We start from the raw sequence: 16,980 nt of genomic DNA on the forward strand, positions 1-16,980 counted from the left end.
TATGAAGACCCGCTATCAAATTTGGTCCAACGTCGGGATCGTGGCGATATTAGTGCTGGGTGTTGCCGTGTATGAGGAGGGACGTTCGCTGTCAGGACCATCGTCCGATCTGGCGCTGCTGATCGGCTCCCTCGGCGTCTACTGTGCCGTGGCATCTCTGGGCTGGCTTGCTTTCGGAGCGAGCGGCCCAGGGAAGAAGGTGGGTCTTGGGCTCTTGGCGGCGGCTGGCGCGGGTGTTGCAGTCGGCGCTGCGTCGATGGAAGGCGACTTCGCGCGGCGCATTGCCGCAATGCTGTGCATGTCCGCGGTGCCGCTCTCGATCTTCGGCGCTTCTCTTGAGGTGCGCCGCCGTCGTCAGGCCGGTAGCCGGGGAGGTCCGCCAAAGCCGTAGGCAGTCGTCGGGCGGGCGCTCCCTCCCCAGTGGCGGGGCGCCCTCTCCAGCGGCGGGGCGCCCTCCCCGGCGACGGCGCCCTCACCCGCCCGCTCTCCTCAAGCGAACGCGTTGCGCCGCACGATGGTCGCCTCGCGGTCCGCGCCGACCGACACCACGTCGACCGGCACCCCCGTCTCCTTCTCGACCAGCTCCACGTACTGCCGCGCCGCCGCCGGCAGCTCGGTCATCGAGCGGGCGGCGTCGATCGACTCGCTCCACTCGGTCACCGGCTCGAGCACCGGCTTCGCCGTCGCGATGTCGTCGATCGGGAACTCCCGCGTCCGCCCCGACGGCGTGTCGTACGCGACGCACACCTTGAGCTCCGGCATGCCCGTCAGCACGTCGAGCTTCGTGAGCGCGATCCCGTCCAGGCCGTTCACCCGCGCCGCGTAGCGCAGCGCCGGCAGGTCGAGCCAGCCGGTCCGCCGCGGGCGGCCGGTCACCGAGCCGTACTCCCCGCCGACCGACCGCAGCCGCTCGCCCAGCGCGCCGCCGAGCTCCGTCGGGAACGGGCCCTCGCCCACGCGCGTGCAGTACGCCTTCGCCAGGCCGAGCACCCGGCGGATGCGCGTCGGGCCGACCCCGGCCCCCACGCACGCGCCGCCCGCGATCGCCGACGACGACGTGACGAACGGGAACGTGCCGTGATCGATGTCGAGCAGCGTCCCCTGCGCCCCCTCCAGCAGCACGCGCTCGCCGCGCCGGAGCGCCCCGTCGATGAGCTGCGACGTGTCGGCGAGCAGCGGCGTGATGCGCTTCGCCAGCGGCGTGAGCTCCTCGAGGATCGCGTCGAGCGACGGCGGCTCGCCGCCGAGCGCGCGCAAGGTCGGCGTCCACGCCTCGATCGAGCGCGAGACGAGCTGCGCCAGCCGCTTCATGTCGCGCAGGTCGCCGAGCCGCGCCCCGCGCCGGGACGCCTTGTCCTCGTAGCACGGGCCGATGCCGCGCTTCGTCGTCCCGAGCCGCGCGCCGTCCGCCGCCGCCGCCTCGCGGAGCGAGTCGACGAGCGGGTGGTACGGCAGGATCAGGTGCGCGCGATCCGAGACGAACAGCCGCCCCTGCGTCGAGCAGCCCCGCGCCTCGACCGCGTCGATCTCGGAGACCAGCACCCCCGGATCGACCACCATGCCCTGCGCCATCACGCACCGGGCGTTCGCGCGCAGGATGCCGCTCGGGATGAGCCGAACGATCAGCTTCTCCCCGCCCACCACCAGCGTGTGTCCGGCGTTGGGCCCGCCGGCGTAGCGCACCACGAGGTCGGCGCTCTCCGTGTAAAGGTCGACGACTTTGCCCTTGCCCTCGTCGCCCCACTGCGCGCCGACGATCACGATCGCGGTCATTCCGAAGCTCCTCCCGGATCACCTGGCCCGTCATCGGCCCGCTCGTACCTCCGAGCGGCTCCGTCCGGGTCCACGTCCGCCTTTACCCCAGGCTCGCTTGCCGAGCGAGCGTCTACTTGCCGCCCCGACGCGGCGCCCCCGTCTTCAGCACGATCGCCCGGGCCGCCGCGGCGTCGTCGAGGCCCGCCGGGACCACGCCCGCCTCGGACGCCCCGCCGCGCGGCGCCGCCTCGACAACGAGCGCCCCGTCCCGCTCGCGCACGAGGTGAGAGAACCGCCAGGACAGCGCATACCCCTCCGGATCCTGGTCCTCAGCGTGCACCACGACCGGGACGGCGAGCCCCCGCAGCGCCGCCGCGAGCGGCTCGGCGCGCTCCGGCGGCACCGAAAGGAGCACCCGCAGCGCCGGCTCGTCCGCCGCCCCCGCGACGTCGCGCGCCCAGGCCACCGCGTCGAGGTTCAAGGCGAAGCCGACGGCCGGCATCGGCAGGCCGAACCGGGAGAGCAGCCTGTCGTAGCGCCCGCCCGCCACGATCGGCTCCCCGGGGCCGTCGGCGAGCACATGGAAAATTGCACCCGTGTAGTAGGCGAGGCCGCGGAGCTCGCCGAGGTCGACCCGGAGCGCCGGGCCGAGCTCGGGGCTCTTCCTCGCCGCGTCCCAGAGCGCGCGCAGCTCGGCGAGCGGCGCCTCGGCGGGCGTGCCGGCGAGCAGGCCCGCGGCCCGGTTGAAGACCACGGCGCCGTCCGGGTCGGCCTCGCCGCCGCCCGCGAGGTCGGGGAGCGCGGCGATCGCCGCGACGATGCGGCGCGGAACGTCGGTCGCCCGCGGGCTGGCGAGCACGGCGGCGAGGCGCGACGCGTCCTTCAGCTCGAGCACCTCCGAGAGCTCGGCCGCGAGCCCCGCCGGGACCGCGTCGAGCAGCGCGCGCGCGATCATCGCGTGCCCGAGGTCCACCACGAAGTGCTCGAGGCCGGCCTCCCGCACCGCGGAGGCGGCCAGGCGGAGGATCTCCAGGTCGCCGCCGAGCGTGCTCACGCCGTACAGCTCGACGCCGGCCTGCGGGATCTGCCGGTGGCGCCGCGCCCGGCCCTGGCGTCGCCGCAGGACGGTGCCCTCGTAACAGAGGCGGATCGGGCGGGGCGCGTCGGCGAGGCGCGTGGCCACGAGCCGGGCGATCTGCGGGGTCATGTCCGGGCGGAGCGCGGCGACCTCGCCCGACTCGGGCTCGATGAAGCGCAGCACGTCCGCGGCCTCGAGGGTGCCGAGCCCGCGCTCGAGCACCTCGGCGAACTCGAACGCCGGCAGCGAGACCGGCTCGTAGCCGTACAGGACGAAGTGATCGAGCACGCGCCTGGCGAGCGCGCGGCGGCGCTGCGCCTCCTCCGGGAGGAGATCGCGCATGCCGGCGGGCAGCGGGTGCGCCAGCGCGCGCGGCGGCGCGGAGACGGACGGCGCTGGCCGGTCCACTTCGGGCGTCGGAGCGTGGCGGTCTTCCCCCTCGGGGGCTTCCCATCGCGGAGCGTCGCTGGACATCGTGGCCCCGCTTATACCGGCTGAGCACGCGGTGCGCACGCGGCGCGCACGTCCGTTGAGCTTGCCGTGGCAAGCCGTTTGCTGATCGGAGCGCACCACCGGGCCCGTGGGCCGGAAGCGCACGCGGCGCCCTCGACGGAGAGATGGCTCATGGCTCTGACCGCCGTTCCGACCGATGTTCCGAGCGCCAGCACGAGGCCCGAGACTCCTCTGGCGCCGTGCCGTCTCACCCCGTCCGGCGCGGTCGGGCCGCGCCCGGCGTCCCGGGCCGCGAGCGCGGGCCCGCTGGCCGAGGTGATCTGCAGGGCGAAAGAGGGGGACCGGGAGTCGCTCGACGAGCTCACGCGGCTCATCCGCCCGCACGTGGAGCGGCAGCTCGCGCGCTACCCCGTGTCCGACGAGGACCGGCTCGACCTCGTGCAGTCGACGCTGCTGCAGGTGGTGCGGACGATCCGCTCGTTCCGCGGCGACTCGAGCTTCACGACGTGGCTGTTCCGGGTGACGGCGAACGAGGCGCTCATGCTGATGCGGTCGCAGCGGCGGCAGCGCGCGCGCATCATCGAGGGGCTCGACTTCGAGGAGCTCGGTCTGCTCCCGACGATGCGCAGCACGATCGGCGAGGACGACGCCGCGTCGGCGGCGGAGCGGGAGGCGTGCGTCCGCGAGGCGCTGTGCGAGCTGCCGGAGGACTACCGCGACGTGGTGCTCGCGCACTACCACGAGGATCTCGGCCTGCAGGAGATCGCGCAGAAGCTCGCGGTGAGCGAGAGCGCGGTGCGCTCGCGGCTCCACCGGGCGCGCGTGCGGCTGCGCGCGATCCTCAACGCGACCGCGTTCGGCCGGGAGATCGCCGAGGGCGTCGCGGCCTGAGGGCCGGGCGCGGGCGGGGCGCGGGCCGGCCGTGCGCGAAGGCTGACTGTGCGAAGGCTGACTGTGCGACGGCTGACTGTGCGACGGCTGACTGTGCGAAGGTTGACCGCTGCGAGGCCTGAGCGCTGCGAGGCCTGAGCGCGTGAAGCCTGACCGCGTGAAGGCGGACCGTGCGCCCGGCTGTGTGGGGGCTGACCGCGCGTGCGGCGCTAGCGGGTGGCGGAGATCCTGGCGGTCGCCTGGCGCCAGCGGCGGAGGACGTCCCAGAGCTCGTCCAGGGTGCGGAGGAGCACGTCCGGACGGGCGTCGAGGATCTCCTGCTCCGAGGCGAAGCCGCCCAGGACGGCGATCGACCGCGCGCCTGCGCGGCGCGCGCACTCGATGTCCTGGGGGCCGTCGCCGACCATCACCAGCCTGCGCGGCTGGATGTTGAGGAGCTGTGCGAGGTAGAGCAGCGGCGCGGGCGACGGCTTCTTGTCGGCGACGTCGCCGCCGGCGACCACGGCGTGGAAGCGCGCGCCGACCCCGAGCGCGGCGAGCACCGCGTCGGTTGTCGAGCGCGGCTTGTTCGTGCAGACGCAGATCGACAGATCGCCCACGTCCGCGAGCCTCTCGATCACGTCCTGCGCGCCCGGCATCCAGCGGGTGAAGTCGAGCGGGTGCTGCTCGTAGTACGTGAGAAAGTGCCGGAGGACCTCCTCCACGTCCTCGGACGACTCGGGGAGCTTGGCGGCGCGCGCGCACAGCGCGCGGGCGCCGTCGCCCACGTACTGGACGATCACCTGCGCCGGCAGCGGGGCCCGCCCGGTCGCCTCCAGCGCATGGTTCACCGCCGCCACGATGTCGCCTCGGCTGTCGATCAGCGTGCCGTCGAGATCGAACACGACCGCCGTGGGAGCAACCATCGTCCCAGAGCCTACGCCGGCGCCCTCGCTGACGGAAGGTGTGGCGAGCGCCGACGTCGCAGGTCGAGGAATGAAATGTGGCGGGACGATTCGGGCGTCGCTGCCGCCGACGGCTGAGCCCGCGAGGCGGTCGCGCGGCCAGGCCTGGGCCGGCTCCCCCGTCAGGGCGTAGGATGCCGGGCACCATGGACGGTGCGGCACGCATGCTCGCGTGGTTTGACCAGGCGCTCGCGCGCCACCAGCCGGACGACGCGCTCTCGTTCACCGAAGCGCAGGCGAGCTTCACCTCGGTGCTGACGGGCCTCATCGCGGTCGAGCGCGGCGGCGGCATGCTGTTCGGCATGGTCCTCTCCGGCGAGCACGTCGACGCGCTCGTGCGCGCGGCGCTCCCGGCGCTCTCGGAGGCGGTGCAGGCCTGGCGCGCGCACTTCGAGCGGCGCTACGGCGCGCGCGGCCGCAAGGAGGTCGCCCGCATCGCCGCCGCGCTCCGCTACGCGCCGTTCCTCGACCGCGGCCCCCTCCGCGCCGACCCGGCCGTCGACGAGGCGCTCGCGCAGCTCATCGCCGCTTGCCTCGACCCGCGCCGCGCCGCGCCGGGCGCGGGCGAGCCGGACGCGGCGCCCGCGGACGACGGGCTCGGCGACACGCTCCGCGGCGCCCTGGCGCGGGGGAGCGCCGCCTCCTCCGCGCCGCGCGCCGGCTGGTCCGTCGCGGTGAAGCCCCCCTCTGCGGATCGCCGGCGCGAGGTGGCCGAGGTCGAGGCGCTGCACGGGGCGCTTCACCCGCAGATCGAGGCGCTCTATGCCTCCCTCGACGGCCTCGCCCTGGTCGAGCCGGCCTCTGCGCCTTCCCGCGTGCCGTGGCCCGCTGTGTTCCCGTCGGCGGCGCTCGTCCTCGTGTCGCCGCTCGACTCGGTGATCGTCATCCGCAAATCGAGCTCGTCGAGCCCGATGGGAGAGATGCAGCTCCTCAAGCTCGCCCAGCTGCCAGGGCACCTCCTGTGCACGGAGTCCGACCGCGGCGTCGAGGTCAAGTGGACCGTGGCCATGTATCTCGCGGTCCGCGTGGGAACAGCGGAGATCTACCTGTCCGACGGTGACTATGGCTCTCCGACGCGCTTGCTCGCGCCCGATCTGGTGAGCTTCCTGCGCGCGCTCCGCGGCGCGGCGCCGCGGCTGGACGGCGTCCTCGCGGCCCTGGCGGAGGTGCTCGGCGGCGGGCCGTCGAACGCCGGCTGAGCCGCCGGCCGCGCCGACCGCGGGCCGGGCTCGTTCACCCCGAGCCGGCGCCGCCCGAACCAGCCTCGTCGCCGGCGCCGCCCGGGCCGGCGGGCTCCTTTTCCGCAGCGACAGAGCCGCACGCGGCGAGCAGGCCAGTCGCGCCAACCAGAAGTGTCGTGACCCAAGAACTCACGAGCGTTCGCATTGCGCGATGTTCGCCTGGCCCGCACACGCCGGGATCGCCGAGCACGAAGCGGACGCGAGGCGCCGCGCGGACGGGCGGCGAGCTCCCTCAGGCCGCGGCGAGCGCGGCGACGAAGCGGTCGATCTCGGCCTCGTCGTTGTAATAGTGGACCGAGGCGCGCACCAGATCGGGGATCCCGCGCGCCTCGAAGTCGAGCAGCGTCCCCGAGGCGGTCGACACGCTGACGTGGATCGCCTGGGCGCCGAGCCGCGCCTTGACGGCCGCGGCGTCCTCGCCGTCCCGGGTGAAGGTCACGATGCCGCAGCGCTGCTCCCCGAGGTCGCGCACGGCGACCCCGGGGAGCTCGGCCAGCCGCATGCGCAGGCGCTCGGCCAGCAGAGAGACCCTGTCGCGGATCGCGGGCAGGCCCAGCCGGAGCGCGTACTCGGCGGCTGCGCCGAGCCCGAGCCGGCCGGCGACGTAGCTCTCCCAGTTCTCGAAGCGCCGGGCGTCGGGCCGCAGCTCGTAGCGGTCCGGCGCGGTCCAGCGGGCCGCGTGGAGGTCGAGGAACGGCGGCTCCAGCCGGTCCAGCAGCGCGCGCCGGACATAGAGAAAGCCGGTGCCGCGCGGCCCGCGCAGGTACTTGCGCCCCGTCGCCGACAGGAGATCGCAGCCGATCGCCTCGACGTCGATCGGCAGCTGCCCCACCGACTGGCAGGCATCGAGCAGGAACGGCACGCCCGCCGCCCTGGCGCGGCCGCCGATCGCCTCCGCCGGGTTGACCAGCCCGCCGTTCGTGGGGACGTGGGTGATCGCGATCAGCTTGACCCGCTCGTCGAGCAGGCGATCGAGCGCGGACAGCGAGACCGCGCCGCGCTCGTCGCTCGGGATCGGGACGATCTCGGCGCCCGTGCGCCGCGCGACCTGCAGGAACGCGATGTAGTTCGAGGCGTACTCGGCCCGCGCGGTCAGGATGCGATCGCCCGGGCCGAAGCGGAGGGAGTAGAACGCCATGTCCCAGGCCCGCGTGGCGTTCTCGACAAGCGCGATCTCGTCCGGCGCCGCGCCGATGAGCCGCGCGATCGCGCCGTAGACCGCCTCGATCCGCTCGCCCGCCTCCGCCTCGGCCGCGTAGCCGCCGATCGCCGCCTCGCGCCGCAGGTGCTCGACCACCGTGTCGACAACGACCGCCGGAGGCAGCGACGACCCCGCGTTGTTGAAGTGCAGGACGCCGGCGCAGCCCGGGGTGTCGCGGCGCAGCGCGGCGATATCCATCGTCATCACGTCATCTCCTCGGCAGGCCGACACGCTGCCGGCTGGCCGGCACCACGTCAATCGCGGCGACCGCCGGCCGCGGCCGCCGGCCGCGCCGGCTACTCCATCAGCCCGCTGCGCAGCTCGGTCGGGGAGTAGCCGAGCATGCGGCGGCAGGTCCGCGAGAAGTGCGCCAGGTCGGCGAACCCTGCCGTGTGGGCGGCGCCCGTGGCGTCGAGGCGCGCGAACGCCGCCAGCGCGACGAGGAGCCGGCGCCAGAGCTGGAACGTGCGGATCGGCAGCCCCACGTCGCGCACGAACAGCGCCTGCAGGTGCGCCTCGGAGATCCCGGCGCGCGCGAGCGCGAGGCGCCTGTCCGCGGCCGGATCGCGCAGCGCCTCGAGGACGCGGGCCACGCGGCCGTCCGGGGCGCGGGGCGGCGACTCCCGCGCGAGCCAGGCCGCGATCTCCCGCGCGAGGCCATCGAGGACGTCGGGGCGCGACAGCGACGCGCGGTGCGCCGCCACGGCCGCCTCGACGCGCGCGAGGAGGCGGCCCTCGAGCGGGCAGGCCCCGCCGCGCAGGCGCGCGTAGCTCGCCACGCGCGGCATCTCCTCGGGATCGACCAGGAGCCCGATCGTGGGCCCGGGGCTCGAGGCGGCGTGCCACCGATCCGGCGGCACCACGACCACGCGCCCGCGCACGACCGCGCCGCCCGGCTCGGGCACGGTCACCGTCACGTCGCTCTCCAGCCCGACCAGGACCGCCGCGCCGTGCTCGGCGTGGAGCGTCGACGCCATCGCCGTCGAGGCGCGCACCGCGAAGGCCTCCGCGATCACGGCGCCGATCCGGGTTTCGTTCAAGCGGCCCACGGCCCGGAATCCTACCCTGGCGCGCGAAGGAGGTCGTTAGAGATGAACCTGTTCTCGGACGAGATGCGACGAAACCCTTACCCCCTGTACGACCAGCTCCGGAGCGGCTCTCCGGTGCTCCACTATCCGCCCTCCGATGCGTGGATGATCTTCGACTACGAAGGGGTGAAGCGGGCGCTCCACGATCATGAAGCGTTCAGCTCCGTCGTGTCGCCGCCGGGCAACAGGACCTCCGAGTGGCTCATCTTCTCGGACCCGCCGCGCCACACCAAGCTGCGCGCGATCCTCCAGCGGGCCTTCACCCCGCGGGCCGTGGCGGCGCTCGAGCCGCGCATCCGCCAGCTGTCGCGCGGGCTCCTGGACCGCTCGATCGAGCGTGGCGAGATGGACCTTGTCGAGGACTACACGGTCCCGCTCCCCCTGCTCGTCATCGCCGAGATGCTCGGCGCGCCGATCGAGGACCAGCCGCGGTTCAAGCGCTGGAGCGACGTGATCCTGGACCTCGGCACCACGGTCTCGGGCAGCGAGGAGGCGGCCCGGGCGATCGCCGAGTTCGCCACGGTGACCGCCGAGATGCAGGCCTACCTGAGGGGCCTGCTCGCGCAGCGGCGGGCGGCGCCGCAGGACGATCTCCTGACCCGGCTCATCGACGCCGAGGTGGACGGAGAACGGCTGAACGAGGACGAGATCCTGGGCTTCTTCCAGCTCCTCCTCGTGGCCGGCCACGAGACGACAACGAACCTGCTCAGCAATGCCATCCTGTGCTTCCTCGAGCACAGGACCGAGCTCGCCCGCCTCCGTGCCGAGCCCGATCTCCTGCCCTCCGCGATCGAGGAGGTCCTGCGCTACCGCTCGCCGGTCCAGGTGATGTTCCGCGTGACGAAGCGCGATGTCCCGATGCACGGCCAGGTGATCCCGGCCGGCAAGCCGGTGCTGGCGATGATCGGCTCGGCAAACCGAGATCCAGAGCATTTTCGCGATCCTGGCCGCTTCGAGCTCGCGCGCGATCCCAACCCGCACCTCGCGTTCGGGCACGGGATCCACTTCTGCCTCGGGGCCCCGCTCTCGCGCCTCGAGGCCAGGATCGCGCTGTCGGATCTCGTCGCGCGGCTCACGGACCTCGAGCTCGCGAGCGACGCGCCGTGGGAGCCGCGCCGGGCGATCCACGTGCTCGGCCCGACCCGCCTGCCGATCCGCTTCGCGCCGGGGACGCGCCTCGCCCCGTCCGAGGAGTGAGCGCGCGTGCGTCGCTCGACGCGCGGCTCGCCCGGCTCTCCTGAGGTCTGCCGCTCTGATGCCTCCCGGCCGCACCCGCTGCGCGATCCGGCCGGAGCGGCCGTGCCCCCCATCACCGTCGGGACCGCGGCGCCGCTCGACCGGGGCCAGGCCGCGCGGCGTGGGCGCCGGCGGCGAGGCCTGGCCGTCGAGGGCACGAACGCGGGGTCTTCGCCGCGTTTCCCACCGCTGGCACCGCCATTGCTGATGCAGATCCCGTGCAGTCGAGCGGCCGACAGGACGGGCAGGCATGGAGAGCTCGATGAGAGAGCAGGCCTTCATCGAGGTCGTTGTTCCGCGCGAGAGGACGCCGGATGAAAAGCAGATCCTCCTCGACGAGCTCTATGGCCTCCGCCGCCGGATCTTCGAGGGCTCGCAGCGGAAGCGGAGCTTCGCCAGCCACGTCATCGAGGCCGGTACGGAGCACGGCGCGGTCATGCTCCGCCGGAGCGCGGGCGGGCAGATCGTCGGCTATTTCGCGATGGAGATCCTCGAGCGGGAGTCCTCCGGCGCGCGGATAGCGATCTTCCGCGGCGAGTCCGGCGCGCTCGGCCAGCGCCCCGGCGGCGATGTCGCCCTGCGCCTCGTCCTGGAGCGCCTGATCCGGTACATGCTCGCCCACCCGGGTCGACCCGTCTATTGCCTGTGCTCGCTGGCGCACCCGTCGAGCTACGCCCTGTTCTCGCGGTTCGTCGACATCACACACACGAGCCCGGCCGAGAGCCGGGCGGCGGGCGCCGACGCGCTCATGTCCGGGCTCGCCGCCTCGTTCGAGCTCGGGGCGAGCGAGCAGGGCAGCCCGTTCGTCTTCGAGGCCGGGCAGCGGGCGAGCGAGCCGGCCGACGGCTGCGACTTTCTGCACCTCTACGAGAACCCATCGGTCCGTTGCTTCGTGTCGGCGCACTCCGGCCCGGCGGAGGGGCGCGGGCTGATCACGCTCGTGCCGCTGAGCCTCGGCGGCATGGTGCGCGCGGCGGCGCGCCATGCAGGGCCGGAGGCGAAGCGCGGGTAGCCGTGGGGCCCTCGACCGCGGTCGAGCGGGCGGCCAAGGTGATCCAGCGCCCGGGCGGTGCGCGGGCCGGGTCAGCTCGCCAGCACGTCTGACAGGCTGTCGAGGAAGCGCTGGTTCTCGCGCTCGGTGCCGATGGTGACGCGCAGGCTGGTCGGCAGGTTGCCGAACGGCCGCACGATGACGCCCTTCCGGAGCAGGGCGTCGTAGACGGCGCGCGCCGGCCGCCCGACGTCGACGAGCACGAAGTTCGCCTGGCTCGGCGCCACCGACAGCCCGAGCCGGGTGAGCTCGCGCGTGAGCCGGTCGCGCTCGCGGAGGTTGAGCGCGCGGCTCTTCTCGACGTGCTCGGTGTCGTCGAGCGCCGCGAGGGCGGCTGCCTGCGCGATCGCGCTGACGTTGAACGGCGCGCGCACCCGGTTCAGGTAGCCGATGAGCTGGGCCGGGCCGACGGCGTAGCCGACGCGGAGGCCCGCGAGGCCGTAGATCTTCGAGAAGGTGCGCGTGACGATGAGCCGCTCGCGGAGCCCGCGGAGTCGGATGGAGTCCGGGAAATCCGCGGCGTCGGCGTACTCGATGTACGCCTCGTCCATGACGATGATGACCTCGGGCGGCACCTCCCTGAGCAGGCGCTCGACCGCGCCGCGGCCCACGTGCGTGCCGGTCGGGTTGTTCGGGTTCGCGACGAACAGGAGCCGTGTCTGCGGCGTGACGGCCGCGGCCATGGCCTCGAGGTCGTGCCGCAGGTCGCGCAGCGGCACGGCCGTGAACGGGGCGCCGTAGGCGAGCGCGGCGAGCTTGTAGACGATGAAGGCTGGGTCGGCGAAGACGATGTGCGACCCCGGCGTCGCGAAGGCGTGCACGATGAGGTCGAGCAGCTCGTTGGAGCCGTTGCCCTGGATGATCTCGCCCATGGTGACGCCGTGGACCGCCGCGAGCCGCTCGCGGAGCCGGTAGGCCGCCCCGTCCGGGTAGAAATGCATGCTCGCGAGCTCCCGGCGCACGGCCTCGACGGCGCGCGGGCTCGGGCCGAGCGCGTTCTCGTTCGAGGCGAGCTTCACGGCGTCGGTCACGCCGAGCTCGCGCGCGAGCTCATCGAGCGGCTTTCCTCCTTCGTACGGTACGAGCGTCTCGACGGTCGGCAGAACAAGCGCTGACATGGGGCGCACCCTATCACACCTCCGCCACGCCATGCGAGCGTGCGGCGCCATGTTGAACGCCAAGGCGCGAAGGCGCAGAGGCGCAAGAAGAGAGAGGGGAGATTCACCGCCAAGGCGCGAAGGCGCCAAGGCGCAAGAAAGAGAGGGGAGATTCACCGCCAAGGCGCGAAGGCGCCAAGGCGCAAGAAAGAGAGGGGAGATTCACCGCCAAGGCGCAAAGGCGCAAGAAAGAGAGAATGGGGGCTTGCCAGAGGGCTCGCCGGCCCTAGCAGCGATGATCCCGCCGCCTCCACGAGGACCGCGGCTATCTCGTCCTCGCCCATCGCATCCCGCCTTTTTGCGCCATGGCGCCTTGGCGGTGAATCTCTCCTTCACGACCCTCTCAGCGACCCGGCCGCACGCTCTGCGCGAAATCGAGAGACCCCCCTGCTCGCGCGACAGACCCCCGCGAGCCGCCCCCGCAACACCTCGGGGTCGCTGCGCACCCCGAGCCGTGTGCACCGGTGGTCACGTAGTGTCATTTCGCAGGGTCTCCTGTAAACGTTCGGGCACACGTAGTGTCATTTCGCAGGGTCTCCTGTAAACGTTCGGGCACACGTCGTGTCATTTCGCAGGGTCTCCTGTAAACGTTCGGACACACGTCGTGTCACGTCGGAGCCCTTCTCCGAACCTCGGGACACACGTGGTGCCATCCCCCGCAGCCTGGCGGCGGTCCTCCCACCTCCCCACGGCTCCACCGCCCCCCTGCTCCCCGCGGGGCCCGCGCGGCGAGGTCTCCGGCGGCCTCACCGAGCGCCCGGCGCCGGGATCTGGCCTCCTCGCGTGTGCTCCGTGTGATACTCGCCGTCCCGATGAAACCCGGGGACATCGTCGCCGACCGCTTTCTGATCGAGCGCCTCGCCGGGTCGGGCGGGATGGGCTCCGTCTACCGCGCCCTCGACAGGCACACCGGCGAGACCGCCGCGCTCAAGGTCATGTCGGGCCGCGGCCTCGAGCACGGCGAGCGCTTCGCCCGCGAGGCGCAGGTCCTGGCCGAGCTGCGGCACCCGGGCATCGTCCGGTACATCGCGCAGGGCGCCACCGAGAGCGGGGAGCCGTGGCTCGCGCTGGAGTGGCTCGAGGGCGAGAGCCTCGCCGACCGGCTGCGCCGGCGCGGGCTCACCGTCAGCGAGAGCGTCACGCTCGGCCTCCGGATCGCCGAGGCCCTCGCCGAGGCCCACCGCAACAACATCGTCCACCGCGACCTCAAGCCGAGCAACCTCTACCTCGTCGACAAGGCCGTCGAGCAGGTCAAGCTCCTCGACTTCGGCATCGCTCGCCTCACGTCGCTCGCGCCCCTCACCATGACCGGCGTCGTCATGGGCACGCCGTTCTACATGGCGCCCGAGCAGGCGCGCGGCGAGCGCGCCGTCGGGACCCCGGCCGACGTGTTCGCCCTCGGCTGCGTCCTGTTCCACTGCCTCACCGGACGCCCGCCGTTCGTCGGAGACGACATCCACACCGCCCTCCTCCGCGTCGTGCTCGACGAGGCGCCCCGCCTCCGCGACATGCGCGCCGACATCCCCCAGAGCGTCGACGCCGCCGTGGCCCACATGCTCACCAAGGATCCGCACCAGAGGCCCGCGAACGGCGCCGCCGTCGCCCTCGAGCTGCTCCGCGTGGGCGAGATCCACAGCACCCCCCCGGCGCCCGTGAGCCGGCGCGCGAGCGCGCTCACCACCGGCGAGCGGCGGACGCTCTGCCTGATGCTCGCCCGCATGGGGCCGCCCGAAGCACCGTCGTGGCAAGGGCCCACCATGCCGATGACCCTCCCGATGACCCTGCCCCTCGCGCGCACCGTCCCGGAGGACGAGGTGAAGCGCGTGGCCACGCGCTTCGGCGGGACCCTCCAGACGCTGTCAACGTTGAGCGACGGGCTCCTGCTCATCACGCTCGAGGGGCGCGGCCTCATCACCGACCAGGCGGCGCGCGCGGCGCGGTGCGCGATCGAGGTGCGAGACCTCCTGCCCGGCGTGCAGATGGCCCTCGTCGCCGGCCGCGGCTCCGCGGACGACCGGCTCCCGATGGGGCCCACCATCGACCGCGCCGTGCGGCTGCTCGACCGCGCCGACGGCGGCTCCATCCGGCTCGACGAGGTGATGGCCGGCCTGCTCGACGCGCGCTTCGACGTGGACGGCGACGCGACAGGCCTCGTGCTCCGCGCCGAGCGCGACCTCGTCGAGGCGGCGCGCACGCTGCTCGGGCGGACGACGCCGTTCGTGGGGCGCGACCACGAGCTCGCCATCCTCGACGCCGTGCTCGACGAGTGCGTCTCCGAGCCGACCGCGCGCGCCGTGGTGATCACCGCGCCCGCGGGGCTCGGCAAGAGCCGGCTGCGCTACGAGTTCCTCCGCCGCGTCGAGGAGCGCGAGGAGCGCGTGCAGGTCTGGCTCGGCCACGCCGACCCGATGAGCGCCGGATCGCCGTTCGGGATGCTGCGCCAGATGCTCCGCCGCGAGGCCGGGCTCTCCGGCGGCGAGCCGCAGGAGGTCCAGGAGCAGCGCCTGCGCGCCCGCGTCGGCCGCACCCTCAGCGGCGGCGACCTCGCCCGCGTGACCGAGTTCCTCGGCGAGGTGGCGCGGATCCGCTTCTCCGACGAGGGGCGGGTCGAGCTGCGCGCCGCGCGGAGCGACCCGATGCTCATGGGCGACCAGATCCGCCGCGCCTGGGAGGACTTCGTGCTCGCCGAGTGCCGCGCCGAGCCGGTGCTCCTCGTGCTCGAGGACCTGCAGTGGGGCGACGTGCCCACCGTGAAGCTCATCGACGCGGCGCTCGCCCTCCGGGACCAGCCGCTCATGGTGCTCGCGCTCGCGCGGCCGGAGGTCGAGGCCGTCTTCCCGAAGGTGTGGGTCTCGCGCGGCGTGCAGGAGATCCGGCTGCGCGAGATCGGGCGCCGGGGGAGCGAGCGCCTCGTGCGCGAGGTGCTCGGCGACGCCGTGACGCCCGACCTCTGCGCGCGGCTGTGCGAGCGCGCCGGGGGCAACGCGTTCTACCTGGAAGAGCTCATCCGCGCCGCGGCGTCGGGGCGCACCGAGGCGCTGCCCGAGACCGTGCTGTCCATGGTGCAGGCCCGCCTGGAGTCGCTCGACGTCGAGGCGCGGCGGGTCCTCCGGGCGGCGAGCGTCTTCGGCCAGAAGTTCTGGCGCGGGGGGCTGATGGCGCTGCTCGGCGGCGAGCGCCGGGCCCCGCAGGTGGACGGGTGGCTCGCCGTGCTGGTCGATCGCGAGCTCATCGCGCGGCGGGGCGAGGGGAAGTTCCGGGGCGAGGACGAGTACGCGTTCCGGCACGCGCTCGTGCGCGAGGCGGCGTACGCGACGCTGACGGACGGGGACCGCGCGCTCGGCCACCTGCTCGCCGGCGAGTGGCTCGAGGCCGCGGGCGAGCGCGACGCGGCGCTCCTGGCCGACCACTTCGCGCGCGGCGGCGACGCCGAGCGGGCGGTCATCTGGTTCCGGCGCGCGGCGGAGCAGGCGCTCGGGGCGAACGACTTCCGCGCCGCAATCCAGCGCGCCGAGCAGGGCGTCGCGAGCGCCGACGCGGACGGCGAGCTCTTCGCGGCGCTGCGCCTCGTCCAGGCCGAGGCGCACAAGTGGCTCGGCGAGGCCGCCGACGCCGAGCGGTGCGCCGTCATGGCGATGAAGGACTTCCCCAGGAAGAGCGCGCTCTGGTACGCGGCGGCCGCGGAGGCGGCGTCGATGCGCGTGCGCCTCGGCATGGGCGAGCGGCTCGCGGACCTCGTCGAGGAGCTCCGGGGCGGCAGGCCGAGCGGCGGGGAGCGCGGCGGCGCGCCGGACCTGCTCGACGAGGCGACCGGCGCCTCGGTGAGCGCGCTGGCGCGCATCGCCGGGTCGCTCCTGCACGGGGGCCAGTACGCCGCGGCGGAGGAGATCGTGCAGGAGCTCGCGCGGGTGGCGATGCCGCTCGCCGAGCGCGACGCGGCGGTGGCCGCGCGCATCCACGCGCTCCGGGCGTCGCGGGCGCTCTGCTACGGCGATCCGGCGGCGTCGCTCGAGTGCACCGAGCAGAGCATCCCGGCGTACCTCCAGACCGGGGACATCAGGAACGCGTGCCTGAGCCGGGTGAACGCGGCGCACTGCCTCGTGCAGCTCGGGGCGTACGGCCGCGCCGAGGCGGAGCTGCGCGACGCGCTCGCCGAGGCGGAGCGGCTGGGGCTCTACAACGTGGCGGCGTTCGCGAAGCAGAACCTGGGGCTGCTCTGGATCCAGCAGGGCGATCTCGGCGCGGCGCGCGCGGTCACGGCCGAGGCGGTGGAGGCGTTCGCGGCCCAGGCGAACCGGCGGCAGGAGGCGCGGTCGCGCGCGTACCTCGCGGCGATCCTGACCCGGCTCGGCCACCTCGAGGCGGCGGACAACGAGGCGGGCGCGGCCGTGGCGATGCTGGCGCACGTGCCGACCCTCCAGGCGCTCGCGCTCTCGGTGCGCGCGCGGGTGCTGCTCGAGCAGGGCCGCGCCCACGAGGCGCTGGAGGCGGCGCGGCGCGGGCTCGGGCTGCTCGTGTCGGTCGGCGGGACCGAGGAGGGCGAGGCGCAGATCCGGCTCGTGTACGCCGAGTCGCTCCGGGCCTCCGGCCACGACGAGGCGGCGCGCGAGGCGATCGCGGTGGCGATGCAGCGGCTCGTCGCGCGGGCGCAGCGCATCCACGACCCGGCGCGGCGGCAGAGCTTCTGCCAGGCCGTGCCGGAGAACGCCAAGACGTTCGCGCTGGCGGCGCTCTGGCAGCAAGAGGTGGAGCCTACCTTGCAATGAACTGAAGGGGACTGAAGGCGACTGAAGGCGAGTGAAGGCGAGTGAAGGCGAAGGCGTCGAGTCGCGGCCCGCGCGCGGCGCCGTGGCAAGGCGAGCTCGCTCGTGCGCCTCGCGCTGTG

12 protein-coding genes are annotated in these 16,980 nt (G+C 73.9%); 6 read left to right on the forward strand and 6 right to left on the reverse strand.

The genetic code is table 11. The annotated features are described in order from the left end of the window. The first annotated feature begins 1 nt into the window (after position 1). Positions 2-391, forward strand: a complete 390-nt coding sequence (locus WMF17_RS44025) for a hypothetical protein (protein ID WP_437646885.1) — start codon at positions 2-4, stop codon at positions 389-391. A gap of 98 nt (positions 392-489) precedes the next feature. Here the strand turns inward: WMF17_RS44025 and WMF17_RS44030 are convergent, their stop codons facing one another. Both WMF17_RS44030 and hisZ read right to left on the reverse strand, forming a co-directional pair. Then, positions 490-1,773, reverse strand: coding sequence for an adenylosuccinate synthase (locus WMF17_RS44030; RefSeq protein WP_437646886.1), 1,284 nt, complete (start codon positions 1,771-1,773; stop codon positions 490-492). Positions 1,774-1,885: 112 nt separating this feature from the next. After that, entirely contained in the window at positions 1,886-3,307 is a 1,422-nt protein-coding gene (gene hisZ / locus WMF17_RS44035) for an ATP phosphoribosyltransferase regulatory subunit (protein WP_437646888.1), read from the reverse strand. Positions 3,308-3,457: 150 nt separating this feature from the next. On the opposite strand from hisZ, the gene WMF17_RS44040 reads away from it, so the two are divergent. Then, a complete protein-coding gene (locus tag WMF17_RS44040; RefSeq protein ID WP_437646890.1) occupies positions 3,458-4,177 on the forward strand; it encodes an RNA polymerase sigma factor in 720 nt (239 codons plus the stop codon). A 209-nt stretch (positions 4,178-4,386) separates the two neighbouring features. Here WMF17_RS44040 and WMF17_RS44045 read toward each other — a convergent pair whose 3' ends face one another. After that, positions 4,387-5,082 (reverse strand): HAD family hydrolase, encoded by a 696-nt coding sequence (locus tag WMF17_RS44045; RefSeq protein ID WP_437599550.1) that lies wholly within the window; start codon positions 5,080-5,082, stop codon positions 4,387-4,389. A 185-nt stretch (positions 5,083-5,267) separates the two neighbouring features. On the opposite strand from WMF17_RS44045, the gene WMF17_RS44050 reads away from it, so the two are divergent. Continuing rightward, positions 5,268-6,320, forward strand: a complete 1,053-nt coding sequence (locus tag WMF17_RS44050; RefSeq protein WP_437599551.1) for a hypothetical protein — start codon at positions 5,268-5,270, stop codon at positions 6,318-6,320. Positions 6,321-6,594: 274 nt separating this feature from the next. On the opposite strand, the gene WMF17_RS44055 is transcribed toward WMF17_RS44050, so the two are convergent. Then, positions 6,595-7,767 carry an aminotransferase class V-fold PLP-dependent enzyme gene (locus tag WMF17_RS44055; RefSeq protein WP_437646892.1) on the reverse strand — a complete coding sequence of 391 codons (1,173 nt, stop codon included), beginning with the start codon at positions 7,765-7,767 and terminating at the stop codon, positions 6,595-6,597. A gap of 92 nt (positions 7,768-7,859) precedes the next feature. Next, entirely contained in the window at positions 7,860-8,612 is a 753-nt protein-coding gene (locus WMF17_RS44060) for a helix-turn-helix domain-containing protein (RefSeq protein WP_437599553.1), read from the reverse strand. A gap of 42 nt (positions 8,613-8,654) precedes the next feature. Between WMF17_RS44060 and WMF17_RS44065 the strand changes: the two genes are divergently transcribed. Both WMF17_RS44065 and WMF17_RS44070 read left to right on the forward strand, forming a co-directional pair. Beyond that, complete coding sequence (locus WMF17_RS44065; RefSeq protein ID WP_437599554.1) at positions 8,655-9,848, forward strand: cytochrome P450; 1,194 nt, start codon at positions 8,655-8,657, stop codon at positions 9,846-9,848. A 301-nt stretch (positions 9,849-10,149) separates the two neighbouring features. After that, positions 10,150-10,899 carry a hypothetical protein gene (locus WMF17_RS44070; protein WP_437599555.1) on the forward strand — a complete coding sequence of 250 codons (750 nt, stop codon included), beginning with the start codon at positions 10,150-10,152 and terminating at the stop codon, positions 10,897-10,899. A gap of 71 nt (positions 10,900-10,970) precedes the next feature. Here the strand turns inward: WMF17_RS44070 and hisC are convergent, their stop codons facing one another. Beyond that, a complete protein-coding gene (gene hisC, locus WMF17_RS44075) occupies positions 10,971-12,056 on the reverse strand; it encodes a histidinol-phosphate transaminase (RefSeq protein WP_437599556.1) in 1,086 nt (361 codons plus the stop codon). An 851-nt stretch (positions 12,057-12,907) separates the two neighbouring features. Between hisC and WMF17_RS44080 the strand changes: the two genes are divergently transcribed. Further along, entirely contained in the window at positions 12,908-16,861 is a 3,954-nt protein-coding gene (locus WMF17_RS44080) for a protein kinase domain-containing protein (protein WP_437646894.1), read from the forward strand. Positions 16,862-16,980: the final 119 nt, after the last annotated feature.

This window comes from Sorangium sp. So ce362 (assembly GCF_051519845.1).
Classification (GTDB): domain Bacteria; phylum Myxococcota_A; class Polyangia; order Polyangiales; family Polyangiaceae; genus Sorangium.